This is a genomic window from Uliginosibacterium sp. TH139 (assembly GCF_002855595.1).
Taxonomy (GTDB): Bacteria; Pseudomonadota; Gammaproteobacteria; order Burkholderiales; family Rhodocyclaceae; genus Uliginosibacterium; species Uliginosibacterium aquaticum.
Genome location: NZ_PKRR01000001.1, coordinates 671483 through 684952 on the forward strand (window position 1 = coordinate 671483; position 13470 = coordinate 684952).

General features: G+C 64.3%; 15 protein-coding genes. 8 read left to right on the plus strand and 7 right to left on the minus strand.

Translation table 11 applies throughout. The annotated features are described in order from the left end of the window. Positions 1 to 35: 35 nt before the first annotated feature. Both C0V76_RS03110 and mpl read right to left on the minus strand, forming a co-directional pair. A complete protein-coding gene (locus C0V76_RS03110) occupies positions 36 to 632 on the minus strand; it encodes an SCO family protein (RefSeq protein WP_101940874.1) in 597 nt (198 codons plus the stop codon). A gap of 1 nt (position 633) precedes the next feature. Then, entirely contained in the window at positions 634 to 1986 is a 1353-nt protein-coding gene (gene mpl / locus C0V76_RS03115; RefSeq protein WP_101940875.1) for a UDP-N-acetylmuramate:L-alanyl-gamma-D-glutamyl-meso-diaminopimelate ligase, read from the minus strand. A gap of 58 nt (positions 1987 to 2044) precedes the next feature. On the opposite strand from mpl, the gene C0V76_RS03120 reads away from it, so the two are divergent. From C0V76_RS03120 to tpx, 8 genes are all read left to right on the plus strand, one after another. Continuing rightward, positions 2045 to 2653 carry a hypothetical protein gene (locus C0V76_RS03120; RefSeq protein WP_101941037.1) on the plus strand — a complete coding sequence of 203 codons (609 nt, stop codon included), beginning with the start codon at positions 2045 to 2047 and terminating at the stop codon, positions 2651 to 2653. Then, positions 2650 to 3204: a TlpA disulfide reductase family protein gene (locus tag C0V76_RS03125; protein ID WP_216821634.1), complete on the plus strand. Its 555-nt coding sequence runs from the start codon at positions 2650 to 2652 to the stop codon at positions 3202 to 3204. The genes C0V76_RS03120 and C0V76_RS03125 overlap by 4 nt, the downstream gene beginning before the upstream one ends. A 41-nt stretch (positions 3205 to 3245) precedes the next feature. Next, complete coding sequence (gene aroQ, locus C0V76_RS03130; protein ID WP_101940876.1) at positions 3246 to 3758, plus strand: type II 3-dehydroquinate dehydratase; 513 nt, start codon at positions 3246 to 3248, stop codon at positions 3756 to 3758. 58 nt (positions 3759 to 3816) lie between these two features. Further along, positions 3817 to 4266: an acetyl-CoA carboxylase biotin carboxyl carrier protein gene (gene accB, locus C0V76_RS03135; RefSeq protein WP_101940877.1), complete on the plus strand. Its 450-nt coding sequence runs from the start codon at positions 3817 to 3819 to the stop codon at positions 4264 to 4266. Between the two features lie 116 nt (positions 4267 to 4382). Continuing rightward, positions 4383 to 5729: an acetyl-CoA carboxylase biotin carboxylase subunit gene (accC, locus tag C0V76_RS03140; RefSeq protein ID WP_101940878.1), complete on the plus strand. Its 1347-nt coding sequence runs from the start codon at positions 4383 to 4385 to the stop codon at positions 5727 to 5729. 3 nt (positions 5730 to 5732) lie between these two features. Next, the gene (prmA, locus tag C0V76_RS03145; protein WP_101940879.1) at positions 5733 to 6626 is read left to right on the plus strand and encodes a 50S ribosomal protein L11 methyltransferase; all 894 of its coding nucleotides are present in this window, start codon (positions 5733 to 5735) and stop codon (positions 6624 to 6626) included. Further along, positions 6620 to 7930, plus strand: a complete 1311-nt coding sequence (locus C0V76_RS03150; protein WP_101941039.1) for a DUF3426 domain-containing protein — start codon at positions 6620 to 6622, stop codon at positions 7928 to 7930. The genes prmA and C0V76_RS03150 overlap by 7 nt, the downstream gene beginning before the upstream one ends. A 197-nt stretch (positions 7931 to 8127) precedes the next feature. Beyond that, entirely contained in the window at positions 8128 to 8625 is a 498-nt protein-coding gene (gene tpx, locus C0V76_RS03155; RefSeq protein WP_101940880.1) for a thiol peroxidase, read from the plus strand. A 52-nt stretch (positions 8626 to 8677) separates the two neighbouring features. On the opposite strand, the gene C0V76_RS19840 is transcribed toward tpx, so the two are convergent. The 5 genes from C0V76_RS19840 to rfaQ all read right to left on the minus strand — a co-directional run bounded on the left by C0V76_RS19840 (position 8678) and on the right by rfaQ (position 13448). After that, positions 8678 to 8824 (minus strand): hypothetical protein, encoded by a 147-nt coding sequence (locus C0V76_RS19840; protein ID WP_158239127.1) that lies wholly within the window; start codon positions 8822 to 8824, stop codon positions 8678 to 8680. A 68-nt stretch (positions 8825 to 8892) separates the two neighbouring features. Then, positions 8893 to 9999, minus strand: a complete 1107-nt coding sequence (locus C0V76_RS03160) for a glycosyltransferase family 9 protein (protein WP_101940881.1) — start codon at positions 9997 to 9999, stop codon at positions 8893 to 8895. Next, the gene (locus C0V76_RS03165; RefSeq protein ID WP_101940882.1) at positions 9996 to 11126 is read right to left on the minus strand and encodes a glycosyltransferase family 4 protein; all 1131 of its coding nucleotides are present in this window, start codon (positions 11124 to 11126) and stop codon (positions 9996 to 9998) included. Before C0V76_RS03165 ends, C0V76_RS03160 begins: the two co-directional genes overlap by 4 nt. A 34-nt stretch (positions 11127 to 11160) precedes the next feature. Next, the gene (locus C0V76_RS03170) at positions 11161 to 12348 is read right to left on the minus strand and encodes a glycosyltransferase family 4 protein (RefSeq protein ID WP_101940883.1); all 1188 of its coding nucleotides are present in this window, start codon (positions 12346 to 12348) and stop codon (positions 11161 to 11163) included. After that, positions 12348 to 13448 (minus strand): putative lipopolysaccharide heptosyltransferase III, encoded by a 1101-nt coding sequence (gene rfaQ, locus C0V76_RS03175; RefSeq protein WP_101941040.1) that lies wholly within the window; start codon positions 13446 to 13448, stop codon positions 12348 to 12350. The genes C0V76_RS03170 and rfaQ overlap by 1 nt, the downstream gene beginning before the upstream one ends. Between the last annotated feature and the right edge of the window lie 22 nt (positions 13449 to 13470).

Sequence of the window (13470 nt, forward strand, 5' to 3'; positions counted from 1 at the left end):
CGCGGGGCTTCAGCCCGGCCACGAGCCGGGCTTTTTCATGTTTGCGTCAGCAGCAGCTTGAGATCGGCAGCCACGCGCGCTGCAGTTTCACCGTGGCGGGCGAAGAGGCGGGCCCGGCCGTCCGGCCCGAAGAGGTAGCAGCCGGCGCTGTGGTCGATGGTGTAGCGGCCGCTGGCGATATCGCCCTTCTTCTCGTAATACACCTTGAACTCTTTGGCCACGGCGGCGATCTCGGCCTCCGAGCCGGTCAACGCGAGGAAGCGTGGGTCGAAGGCGTTCATGTACATCGCCAAGCGCTCGGGTGTGTCGCGGGCCGGATCCACGCTCACGAAGAGCACCTGAACGCGTTCGGCCTCGGCCGGGCTCATCAGTTGCAGGGCTTCCTTGAGCATCATCAGGCTGGTCGGGCACACGTCCGGACAGTTGGTGTAGCCAAAGAAAATGGCCACCACCTTGCCGCGAAAATCGGCGAGGGTGCGCGCCTGACCATGCTGATCCTTCAGGCGCAGCGCCGGGCCGTAGCTGGCGCCGGTGACGTCGGTGGTATTGAAGCTCGGGCCCTGTTCGCAGGCGCCCAGTATTAGCAGGGCCGGCAGGCTCAGCAGGCTGTGGAGCAGAGTGCGACGCTGCATTTCAGGCGCCTGCCTTGAGTGCATCAAGCAGCTTCTCATGCACGCCACCGAAGCCGCCGTTACTCATCACCAGGATCTGGTCGCCGTGCCTGGCTTCCTGAGCGACTGCGGCGACCAGCGCGGCGAGCTCATCGAAGCTCTGTGCCTTGTCGCCGAGCGGGGTCAGGGCCTCGGCGGCATCCCAGCCGAGGTTCTTGGCAAAGCAATACACCTTGTCGGCCTCGGTGAGGCTGACCGGCAATTGGGCTTTCATGGTGCCGAGCTTCATGGTGTTGGAGCGCGGCTCCAGCACTGCCAGGATGCGCCGCTTGCCCACACGCTTGCGCAGTCCGGCAAGCGTGGTGGCAATTGCCGTAGGGTGGTGGGCGAAGTCGTCATACACGGTGACCCCGCGAGCATTGCCGCGCGCTTCCAGGCGTCGCTTCACGCCGGCAAAGCGCGACAGCGCGTCGGCTGCTGTGGCAGGTGTGACGCCCACATGGCGGGCGGCGGCCATCGCGGCGAGCGCATTCAAACGGTTGTGCTGGCCGGCCAGCGGCAGGATGCACTGGGCGGCTTCGCGGCCGCTGAGGCTGAATGCGACCTGGTCGCGGCCGTCATCTTCATGTACCTGCCAGATCCCGTCGCCACCGAAATACTCCAGCTCACTCCAGCAGCCGCGTGCGAGTACCCGGCGCAGCGAATCTTCGTTGCCGTTGGCGAGGATGCGGCCGTGTTGCGGGATGGTTCGCACGAGGTGATGGAACTGGGTCTCGATGGCGGCCAAGTCCGCAAAGATGTCGGCGTGGTCGAATTCGAGGTTGTTCAGGATCACCGTGCGTGGGCGGTAGTGCACGAACTTGCTGCGCTTGTCGCAGAAAGCGGTGTCGTACTCGTCGGCCTCGACCACGAAGAAGGGCGTGTCGGTCAGGCGTGCCGAGATGCCGAAGTTACTGGCCACGCCACCGATCAGGAAGCCGGGGTTGAGGCCCGCATCTTCGAGGATCCAGGCCAGCAGCGAAGCGGTGGTGGTTTTGCCGTGGGTGCCGGCCACAGCGAGCACCCACTTGCCCTGCAGAATGTTGTCCGCCAGCCATTGTGGCCCGGAGGTGTAGGGCAGGCCGCGATCAAGGATGGCTTCAAGCAGCGGATTGCCGCGCGAGACGGCATTGCCGACCACGAAGAGGTCTGGTGCCATGGCCAGCTGGTCCGGCGAATAGCCTTCCACGAGGGCGATGCCCTGCTCGGCGAGCTGGGTGCTCATCGGCGGGTAGACGTTGGCGTCGCAGCCGGTCACGGTATGGCCGGCGGCACGGGCCAGCAGGGCGATGCCGCCCATGAAGGTGCCGCAGATGCCGAGGATGTGGATATGCATGGAGCTGGAGCCTGCCTGTGTACAATGGCCTCGATTCTACCTCTCGCGAGCCGCCCGCATGCCTGCCCGCTCGAATACCCCGGATACCGTCGTTGGCGATCTGCGCCGCAGCATCGCCCACCAGGCCGCGCGCCTGATTGCTGAAGAAGGCATCGAGGATTACGCCTTCGCCAAACGCAAGGCTGCACGCCAGCTGGGCGTACCGGAGCGGGATCTGCCGAGCAATGCCGAGATCGAAGGAGCGCTGCGCGAATGGCGCACCATCTTCAGTGATGAAGATGATGCCGAGCGCCTGCAGCAGATGCGCGCCGCGGCGCTGGTGGTGCTGCGTCTGCTGACACCGTTTCGCCCGTATGTGACGGGGGCGGTCATCGACGGCATGGTGGATGCCTTCTCCGAAGTCGAGGTCGAGGTCTATGCCGATAGCGCCAAGGACGTGGAAATCTATCTGCTTGGCCGCGATGTGCCCTATGAGCATCAGGAAGTGCGCAGCACTGGCCACGACGCGCCGGAGGCGATTCTGGTCTTCGAGTGCGATGAGGTTCCGGTCAAGCTCTATGTGCACAATCACGTCGCCGAGCGCACGCCGCGTCGCAACCATGCCGGTGCCATTCAGGAAAAATTACGCCTGGACGCATTCGAGGCTCTGCTCGGGCTGCAAAAATGAAGCTGGCGCGCGTGGCGGGACTGTTCGCTGCGATTCTGTTGAGTGCGCTGCTGGGGGGGCTGCTGCGTGAGCGGATGACTCAGGCTGGGCCGGAGCAGGCTGATGCTGCTTTGCAGAAACTCCTGGCGCGTGAGTGGCCGGATGTGGCCGGACAGCCCCAGCCGCTGGCCCGCTGGCGCGGACAGCCGCTGCTGATCAACTTCTGGGCCAGCTGGTGTGGGCCTTGCCGCGAGGAAATGCCACAACTGGAAGCCTTCGCGCAGGATAAAGCCCGTCACGGTGTGCAGGTGCTGGGCCTGGCCTGGGAGAATCCGGCCAGCGCTGCGGCCTTTTTGCACGAAACGCAGGTTTCCTATCCGGTTCTGGTGGCTAACGGCGGCGTACGTGAAATTCTGACAGCTTTGGGTAACCCTGCTGGCGGCCTGCCTTTTTCGCTGCTGGTGGATGCCGGCGGACGCCTGCAAGCCGTGAAACTGGGGGCTTTCAGGGCAGGCGAAGTGGCCCGCCTGGTAGCCCCGCATGCGGAAGCGAATGGGCGTAACTTGAAGTGAAAGATGGACAACGTGCAGCGAAGTGCGGCAAACTCGCGGCCATGAAGAACAGCTCGACCAAGAAGACGAAGAAGTCTGCCGAGGCCCAACAGGCTGACGTTTCGTCCCACGCCGCGCGCATTCTGGTTCTGCAAGGCCCGAACCTGAACATGCTCGGTGTGCGGGAACCGGCCGTCTACGGCAGTACTACCCTGGCTGACATCCATCGCGCCATGGAAGATCGCGCTCGCGCCTCCGGTGCGCTGCTCGAATCCTTCCAGAGCAATCACGAAGGCGAGCTGATCGATCGCATCCAGGCGGCCTACACCGAGGGTGTGGACTTCATCATCATCAACCCGGGTGGCTTCGGCCATACCAGCGTGGCTTTGCGCGATGCGCTGGCTGCCGTTTCGATTCCCTTCGTGGAGGTTCATCTTTCGAACATCCACGCTCGTGAGCCCTTCCGCCACCACACCTACCTCTCGGCGATTGCTGTGGGGGTGATCTGTGGCCTCGGTGCAGAAGGTTACCAGTACGCCCTCGACTACGCGTTGAACAAGCTGCTGGCACGCTGAATCCCGATTCAACTGGCGCTGCCTTGCTGCTGCGCCATCTTTACCATTGGAGTGAGACATGGACCTCAGGAAACTCAAGAAACTCATCGACCTCGTGGAAGAGTCCGGCATTGCCGAACTGGAAGTGACCGAGGGCGAGGAAAAGGTACGCATCGCCAAGCATGTGGCGAACAGCGCTCCGATGAGTTACATGACCCAGATGCCGGCCGCTGCGCCTGCTGCCCCGGTTGCCGCTCCGGTGGCTGCCGCCCCGGCCGCGGCTGCTCAGCCTGAAGGCCATGTCGTGAAGTCGCCGATGGTAGGCACCTTCTACCGCTCCTCCTCGCCGGGCGCCAAGCCTTTCGCCGAAGTTGGCCAGAACGTGGCCCAGGGCGAGACCGTGTGCCTGATTGAAGCCATGAAACTGATGAACGAAATCGAGGCCGATGCGGCCGGCGTCATCAAGGCCATCCTGGTTGAAAACGGCCAGCCGGTCGAATTCGGTCAGCCGCTGTTCATCATTGGCTAATAGGAGGAAGAGGGCAGGGATCTGAGGTCTGGGGACTGAGTTGAATCCCGGTTAGCGTTGCTGACCGCCAACATCACTCAGTTCTCCGTCCCCGGTATTCAGTCCTCAGAAAAACCATGTTCGACAAGATCCTGATTGCAAACCGCGGCGAGATTGCGCTGCGCGTGCTGCGCGCCTGCCGCGAGATGGGCATCCGCACCGTGGCGGTGCACTCCGAGGCGGATGCCGAGGCCAAGTATGTGAAGCTGGCCGATGAGTCGGTGTGTATCGGCCCGGCCTCTTCCGCCCAGTCCTACCTCAACGTGCCGCGCATCATTGCCGCCGCTGAAGTGACTGATGCCGAGGCGATTCACCCTGGTTACGGTTTCCTCTCCGAGAATGCCGACTTTGCCGAGCGCGTCGAGTCCTCTGGCTTCGTATTCATCGGCCCGCGGCCGGAAACCATCCGCCTGATGGGCGACAAGGTTTCTGCCAAGCAGTCCATGATCGAAGCTGGCGTGCCTTGCGTGCCGGGTTCGGGTGGTGCCCTGCCGGATGATCCCAAGGAAATCGTCAAGATCGCCCGGGCCATCGGTTACCCGGTGATCATCAAGGCTGCTGGTGGTGGTGGTGGTCGCGGCATGCGCGTGGTGCATACCGAAGGCGCGCTGATTTCTTCCGTGGCCATGACGCGTTCGGAAGCCGGTGCTGCCTTTGGCAACCCGACCGTGTACATGGAGAAGTTCCTCGAGAACCCGCGCCATATCGAGATCCAGGTGCTTGCCGACCAGCATGGCAACGCGATCTATCTGGGCGAGCGCGATTGTTCCATGCAGCGCCGTCACCAGAAGGTGATCGAAGAGGCGCCGGCTCCGGGCATCGACCGCAAGCTGATCGCCAAGGTGGGCGAGGCCTGTGTGGCCGCCTGCAAGCGTATCAACTACCGTGGTGCTGGCACTTTCGAGTTCCTGTATGAAAAGGGCGAGTTCTTCTTCATCGAGATGAACACCCGCGTGCAGGTGGAACACCCGGTCACCGAGCTGATCACTGGCATTGATATCGTGCAGGAGCAGATCCGCGTTGCCGCGGGCGAGAAGCTGCGCAACACGCAGAAGGAAGTGCACCTGCGTGGTCATGCCATCGAATGCCGCATCAACGCGGAAGACCCGTTCAAGTTCACGCCCTCGCCGGGCAAGATCCTCACCTGGCACACGCCGGGTGGCCCCGGCATCCGCGTCGATTCGCACGTGTTCACCGGCTACACCGTGCCGCCGCATTACGATTCGATGATCGGCAAGGTCATCGCTTACGGTGACACCCGCGAGCAGGCAATTCGCCGCCTGCGCATTGCGCTGTCGGAGATGGCGGTCGAAGGCATCAAGACCAACATCCCGCTGCACCAGGAAATGCTGATGGATACCCATTTCGTGCAAGGCGGCACCAGCATCCACTACCTGGAAAAGAAACTCGCCGGGAATACCTGATCGATGTGGCACTCCGTCTCCCTCAAGGCTGCAGCAGAGCAGGCCGAGGCATTGTCCGAAGCCCTGATGGAGGCGGGCGCGTTGTCCGTCTCGATCGAGGATGCCGATGCCGGTACCGAGCGCGAAACACCGCAGTTCGGTGAGCCCGGCAGCGTTAACGAGAAACTCTGGGATCACAGCGTGGTGATCGCGCTGTTCGATGCCGGTGTCGATCTGCCGGCGGCACTGGCTGCAGCGGCCGACGAAGCCGGTCTCGAAGATGTGCCACCCTTCACGGTCGAGGATGTGGCCGAGCAGAACTGGGTGCAGCTCACTCAGGCTCAGTTCGACCCGATCCATATCACCGACCGGCTGTGGATCGTGCCGTCCTGGCACCAGTCGCCTGACGCGAATGCCATCAACATCGAGATGGATCCGGGCATGGCTTTCGGCACCGGCTCGCACCCGACCACCCGCTTGTGTCTGCAGTGGCTGTGCGATGTGGTGACGCCCGGCGCAACCGTGCTCGATTATGGCTGTGGTTCCGGCATCCTCGGGATTGCTGCGGCCAAGCTCGGTGCAGGCACGGTGACCGGTTGCGACATCGATCCGCATGCCGTTGAAGCCAGTCATGCCAACGCCGAACGGAATGGCGTTACGAATGCAACGTGGCAAAATAGTGCCAAGCATATCGCTGGCGAATTCGATCTTGTGGTGGCCAACATTCTCACCAATCCGCTCTGTGTTCTGGCTCCCGGCATCGCCGCTCGCGTGAAGACCGGTGGCCGTCTGGCTCTCTCCGGCGTGCTCGCCACCCAGGCGCAGCAGGTCATTGACGCCTATGCTCCGTACATTGCGCTGACGGTGGGCGCCGAGCATGAAGGCTGGATTCGCCTGGAAGGCCAGCGCGCATGCTGACAACGCGCTGCCCGCACTGCAGCACCCAGTTCCGGATTCGTCCGGAACAGCTCTCGGTGCGTGGCGGGCGGGTGCGTTGTGGCCACTGCCAGCAGCCTTTCTCGGCGCTGGCCCATCTGGAAGAACTCGACGACGAAAACGATCCGGCGCCGTCAGCACCCGCCGGCGCCCCTGCGGGTACGCCGCCAGCTGCGCCAGTCGTCGTGCAGGCCGCCCCGGTCACGCCTGCGCCTGCTGCCCGGCCTGTGGCCCCGGCGCCAACTGCGACCATCGCGTCACCGGCCGTTGCGCAAACCGCGGTTTCCCGTGCCAAGCCGCTGGTGCCTGAGGCTACGCGCAGCAATTCGATCACCATTCCGGCTGAAACGGCGCATCCCCGGACCCCGTCAGTCAGTGCCGCGCCTGTAGCTCAGGTGACCGAGCCTATCGAGGCGCCCGCGGTAGGTGACGATTTCACCATGAACATCCAGCTCGACGGCCCTTCGCCGGCCGAGGTCCGCGCCGAAATGGCGGGCGGGCTGGACTTCGATATCGACGGTCTGGACGAGGCTGATGTCGCTGCGGCGCCACCGGAGCCCGTGGCTGAGGTGCGCAGCGAGCCCTATGTCTCGCAGATTGCCAAGGAACTCGGGGTCGGGCGTTACGATGCGTCCGCCGACATGGTCTTTGGCCAGACAGTCATGCTTGAAGAGCCGATCGACATCCCGGGTATCCCGGATGGCGAACCGGATCATGGCCCGGCTTCCCTTTTTGATGAACGCCAGCGCCAGCTCAAGACACCGCCGGCCCAGGTCGAAGACCGTCGTCGTGGCCAGCGCCATTGGGTGTGGGCCGGCGGGCTGGCCCTGCTGCTGTTGCTGGGCAGCCTGCAGTTCGCCTGGCTGTTTCGCAGCGAACTCACGCGTTGGGTGCCGGAAAGTCGTCCGCTGCTCGAAAAGGCCTGCGCGCTGGCCGGCTGCAGCGTGCCTTATCCGCAAGTGATCAAGGCTGATGGCGACGATCTGATCGTCATCGAATCCAGCAGTTTCACGCCGGACAGCACCCAGGAAACCAGCTTCCGCCTGAATGCTACGGTGCTCAACAAGGCGGGCTTCAACCAGGCTTGGCCACACCTCGAGCTCACCATCACGGATCGCTTCGACATCGCCATCGCGCGCCGTGTGCTGGCGCCTGCCGAATGGCTGCCACCGGCCTATGCCAGCCTGCCGGCCTTCGAGTCGCACAGCGAAGTCACCGCCAACCTGACCCTGAATCTGGGGCAGTTACCGGCTTCGGGATATCGTCTCTACGTCTTCTATCCGTAACGTGGCGTGCCCCTGCGACGCCTGCGCGGGTTGGCAGTATCTGTCCTGAAGATCCTTCTCCGTGCCGGCTGCAGAAACGCCATGTTCCTGCAGAACGCTTTCCCCTGTTCTGCGCGGGGTTGGCAAGTGCCTGATCATCCTTCAGGATTCAGGCTTCGCGTACCCGCGCGATTCCCCATTTGACGAGAGCAAACAAGATGACGACTGTGACCCTGGGTGGCAACCCGATCGAAGTGGCTGGTTCTTTCCCCAAGAAGGGCGATGGCGCCGCTGAATTCAAGTTGGTCGGTGCGGATCTGGCTGAATACGGTCTGGCCAGCTTTGTCGGTCAGCGCAAGGTGCTGAACATCGTGCCGAGCCTTGATACCGGTGTCTGCGCGGCTTCCACCCGCAAGTTCAACGAGAAGGCCTCCAGCCTGGCCAACACCGTGGTGTTGGTGATTTCTGCTGACCTGCCATTCGCGGCCAAGCGCTTCTGCGAAGTTGAAGGCCTTGCCAACGTGAAGACCCTGTCCACCTTCCGCGATGCCGCCTTCAAGGGCGCTTACGGCGTGGATATCACCAGCGGCCCGCTCGCCGGCCTCACCGCCCGCGCTGTGGTGGTGCTGGATGCCGACAACAAGGTCCTGCACGCCGAGCTGGTGCCGGAAATCAAGCAGGAACCGGATTACGAAGCCGCACTGGCGGTGCTCTGAGCTTTCCCTGCTTGAATGAAAAACGGCCGCTGATGCGGCCGTTTTGTTTGGTTCAGCGCCAGAGCAGGGCGTGGATCAGCCAGGTGCTACCCATCGTGGCGAGCCAGAATCCCAATCCAGCCCAGAAAGCCCATGGGCTCTCCAGCTCGGTATCGCGCCGGAAGCGCTGACAGAGTTTTTGGCCAGGCCAGCGGAGCACGATTTCGCCCACAAATTCGGCTACCCCTCCGATGAGCGCTTCCGCGATACTTCCTAATGGCACGACGTTCAGCGCGCGAGATAGGCAGAGCAGGCGGTTTTTACCTGCTCCAGCGTAATGCCCTGCATGCATCGCGCCTCTGCGCACTGAGCGGGCTGCTCACCGAAGCTGCGTGAGCAGCGCTGGATCCAGTCGCGATGGCGGCGGAAGGTGTTGGTCTGGTTGCGGCAGGCGATCTCGATCGACACTGCGGTGAAGGGGCTGGTCGCCCAGTACTTGCCGGCGCCGCTGATGAGGCTCGAACCGGGACCGAACAGCGCCACGGTGGAGGTGCCGACGATGCGGGCCAGGTGTGCCACACCCGTGTCCGGGCAGACGATCAGATTTGCGCCGTAAAACAGCTGGGCGAGCTGGGCGAGGTCGAGCTGACCGGCATAGCTGGCAAACCGTCCTTTGGGATCGGCTGCCGTGACCAGCGCGGTTTCCCTGGCTCCGGCGCTCCATACCGGGGTGCTACCTTGCGCCGCGAGCCAGTCGGCCAGCGCGGCCCAGCGTTCGCTTGGCCAGTATTTGAGGGGGGAGGAAGCGCCCAGATGGAGCACTACATAGGGCGTGGGGGGAGTGCTGAAAGGCGCTGCCGCAGGCAAGGGCCAGTCTGTTGGTTGATAGTGTTGCGCCGGCCCTTCGACCAGATCGGCGCAAAAGTCACCGAAAGCAGCAGGTGCGTCCGGGAAGGGACGTGCTTCGTCGAGCAGCCAGTTCTTCCAGCGCGGTGTGTCGTCGGCAAAACCGAGCACCCATTGGCTCAGGGCACGGGCCAGCGGGCTGTAGCGATTCTCTGTCGGGATGACCACCAGATCGAAAGGGGCCGCTGCCAATATGCTGGCAATGTCGCCCTGGCGCGGGTTCCAGGGCAGGGCGGTGAAGCCGAAGGGCTGCCCGGCGTAGAGTGGCGCCAGTGCGGTCGGGCAGCTCAGACTACGCCTGGCCTGCGGGTAGCGGGCGGCGATGCGGGCCAGCAAGGGCGTGAGCATCAGGGTGTCGCCCAGCAGCAGATGGTGCAGGACGAGGATGCTTTGCGGCGCCTCGGGCTTGCGGCGCCGCCAGGCGCTGGGATTGAGAAGCTGACGAGCGAGGCGGCCGAAAATGCTCAGCCGCGCGCGGGCCCGACTCATCCGGCCACGCGCTGGAAGGCTGCTTCCATGCGCGTGATCATGCGCTCAAGACCACAGTTTTCGACGGCGAACTCGCGTGCAGCTGCACCGAGCTTGTCGGCGTCCTGCGGATTGTCGAGCAGCTTGCGGATTGCGCTGGCCAGGGCCTTGCTGTCCTTGGGCGGCACCAGCACGCCGGTGAGGCCGGCCTTGACCACGTCGGCCGAGCTGCCGATCGGGGTGGTGATCACCGGCAGGCCGACCGACATGGCCTGCATCACGGCCTGAGACACGCCTTCGTTGGCGAAGGAAGGCAGGGCGAACACATCCAGCGCCTGCAGCCAGGGCACCACGTCGCGCTGCTGGCCGGCGAAGCGCACCACACGGGTGAGGCCCAGCTCCACGGTGAGGCGGTTGAGCTTGTCGCGCTGCGGGCCATCACCCACGATCACCAGGCGGATGCGCGGATCGTTGAGTTCGGCGACGGCCTTGAGCAGGAACTTGTGGCCCTTCCAGGAGCGCAGGGTGGCGATGATGCCGATCCATACGGCATTCACGTCCAGCCCCAGCTTTTCGCGCGCTTCGACCTTGTTGCCGGGCACGAAGCGCTTGGTGTTGATGCCGGTGAATACGGACTGCACACGGTAGGCCGGCAGGCCCAGGCCGTCGATCAGCTCATGGCGCAGGCCTTCGCCGGTGGTGATGATGTGCGAGGCGGCCTTGCCGTAGAGCCAGCGGTTGGCGAAGGTGTTGGCCACCGGCGCCGAAATGTGGCGGGTGCGCAGCACTGGCACGGATTTCTTGCCGAGCGAGAGGTTGGCCAGCGCGACGAGCCAGGAATCGGTCGAGCTGTGGGTGTTGATGACGTCGATCTCGCCACGATTGGCGACGATCCAGGCGCGCATGGCCTTGAAGTCCGGCCAGCGCTTTTCGCGGATCGGCAGTGAGACGGTTTTTACGCCCCAGTCGCGGGCACGCGCGTAGAGGGTGGATTCCACCGGGCAGAGGATGGTCACGCGGTGGCCGCGCTCCATCATGCCGCGCGATTCTTCGAGGATGCGGATTTCCTGACCGCCCCAGCCGCAGGAGGACTCGGTGTGCACGATATGCAGCGAGCGTACGGATAGCAGGGTGTTGTATTGCGCCATGATGGGTGCAGGTGCCGAAGAAAGTAAGGGTGGATTATAGCTGGCTGGCTCCGCCGAGCAGTTGCCGGTAAAGCGCCACCAATTGAGCGGCCATCGCTTCGTTGCTGAGGGTGTCCACACTGGCTCTGGAGGCGTTGCGGAAGGTGCTGCAGCGCAGCGGATCGTGCATGGCTTCGAGCAGGCGGTGAGCGGCGGCGGCCATGCCGGGGATGTCCAGGGCATCGACGCGCTCGCCGTTCTCGCCGAGACGCACCAGTTCGGCTGCGCCGGAGCTGGTCGAGGTCAGAACCGGCAGACCGCTGGCAAGAGCCTCGATGGCCGCATTGGGCATCGGATCGTAGAGCGTGGGCAGGGCGAACACGTCGGCTGCGCCGAGGTAGGGAGCAACGTCCTTCTTCGGACCAAGGAAGCGCACCCGGCTGGCCACGCCCAGGCGCTCGGCGCGCTTCTGGAGGCGGCGGGCATGCCTGTCCTTGCCGATTACCCACAGTTCGGCCTGCGCCAGCGCCGGCTGGGCCAGCGCCTCGATCAGCTGCGGCACCCCCTTGCGTTCGAAGCCGGAGCCGACGAAGAGCAGCACACGGGTGGACTCGGGCACTCCCAGCTGTTCACGGACCTTCTCGCGATGCAGTTCGCGCAGGCCCGGGTGGAAATGAACGTGATCCACACCGTTGTGGATCACGTGGAGCTTGCTGGCGAGCTGGGGATAACGGTGGGCAATGTCCTGCCGCACCATCTCGGAGTTGCAGATCACCGCGCGCAGCTTGGCATCGCGGAACATGCGGTCTTCCATGCGCAGGATGTAGCGATGCCAGGGCGACAGGCTCTGGGCGAGGCGGCCCAGCGGGCCCAGCGTGCGGGCACGCTGCTCGAGCCAGCTGGCATGTACGCCGTCACCGGCGCGGAAGATGTCGCAGCCAGGAATGCGCTCGTGGCTCTGCACCAGATCGAAGACTTGGGTCTTGATCAGCGAGCGCACGCTGCGCGTGAAAGTGATGTCGCGCAGCAGGCGGCCCAGGCGCGGGGCTCCGAGCAGCTTCACCTTGACACCCGGTTTGTGCTCGCCGCCCCAGTTGCGCGTGATCAGGGTGATCTGTACGGCGTCTTCGCCGAGCGCCTTCAGTGCGCGCTCAATGAAGCGTTCGGCGCCGCCGTAAGGGTTGTAGGCCTGGCGTACAAGGGCCAGGTGCAGCGGAGCGGCAGCGTCGTGGCTTTCTTTCATCAGGGGGCAACCCGGTCGATGGCATCCAGCACCTGCTGCACGCCGATGGCATACAGGCATTCTGACAGCTTGCCGCCGCCACAGCCATCCTGACCGCAGGGGCGGCAGCTGTGCTGGCTGCTGACAATCTCGCTCGCCACCATCCATGGCCCCCATTCCTTGTCGCCGGAGGGCCCGAAGAGGGCCACGCAAGGCGTGCCGACGGCGGCTGCGATGTGCATCGGGGCGGAATCCACACCGATGAACAATCTGGCGCGGGCCGTCAGCGCAGCGAGTTCGCGCAGACTGAACTGGCCGGCGAGATTCACCACCGGCACCTTAGCTGCCGCAATGATTTCCTCCACCATTTGCTGCTCGCGCGGATCGGGTGCGGCAGTGATCACGATCTTCTCGCCGCGTGCAGCCAGGGCCTGCAGCAGCTGAGCGTTAAGGCTGGCCGGCCAGCACTTGAAGAACCAGCGTGAGGCCGGGTGCAGCTGGATGAAACGGCCGGCCGTGAGGTCATGGTCGGCCAGCAGCGCAGCGATCTTCGCTTCGGCTTCGGCGCCCGGCACCATCTGTAGTCGGCGCGCCTCCGGGGCGGGCTGGATGCCAAGGCGGCGCAGCGCATCCAGATGGGTGTCGACGGTATGGCGGCGCCCGCCGCCGACCGTGCGGTACAGGTGGCTGAAGGAGTTTTTCCACCACTTGGCCTTGCCCGCGCGTTGCGGGGCGACTGCCCAGCGTGGTGCGAGCAGGCGGGTGAGCCAGGCGCCGCGCGGATGATCGGTGAGGTGGATGACCAGATCGTATTGGCGGGCACGCAGGGCCTTGAGCAGCGTCCATTCATGACGCAGCTGAGCCAGCGGGCCCAGTTTCTTCCAGTGGCGGCCAATGCTGTGCAGGCGGGCGAGATCCGGGTGGCCCTCGAGCATCGCACGGGTATCGGCGAAGACCAGGGCATCTATTTCGCAGGCCGGCGCAGCGGCCTTGAGGCTGGAGAGCACGGGCGAACTGAGCAGCACGTCGCCGTGATGGCGCAGTTTGATCACCAGTGCCCGGCGCAGCTGCGCGGGATCGATGGCATCAGCCAGATAGGTGGTGGCGGGCGGGTTGAGCATGGGCGGATTGTAGCGGAGCGCG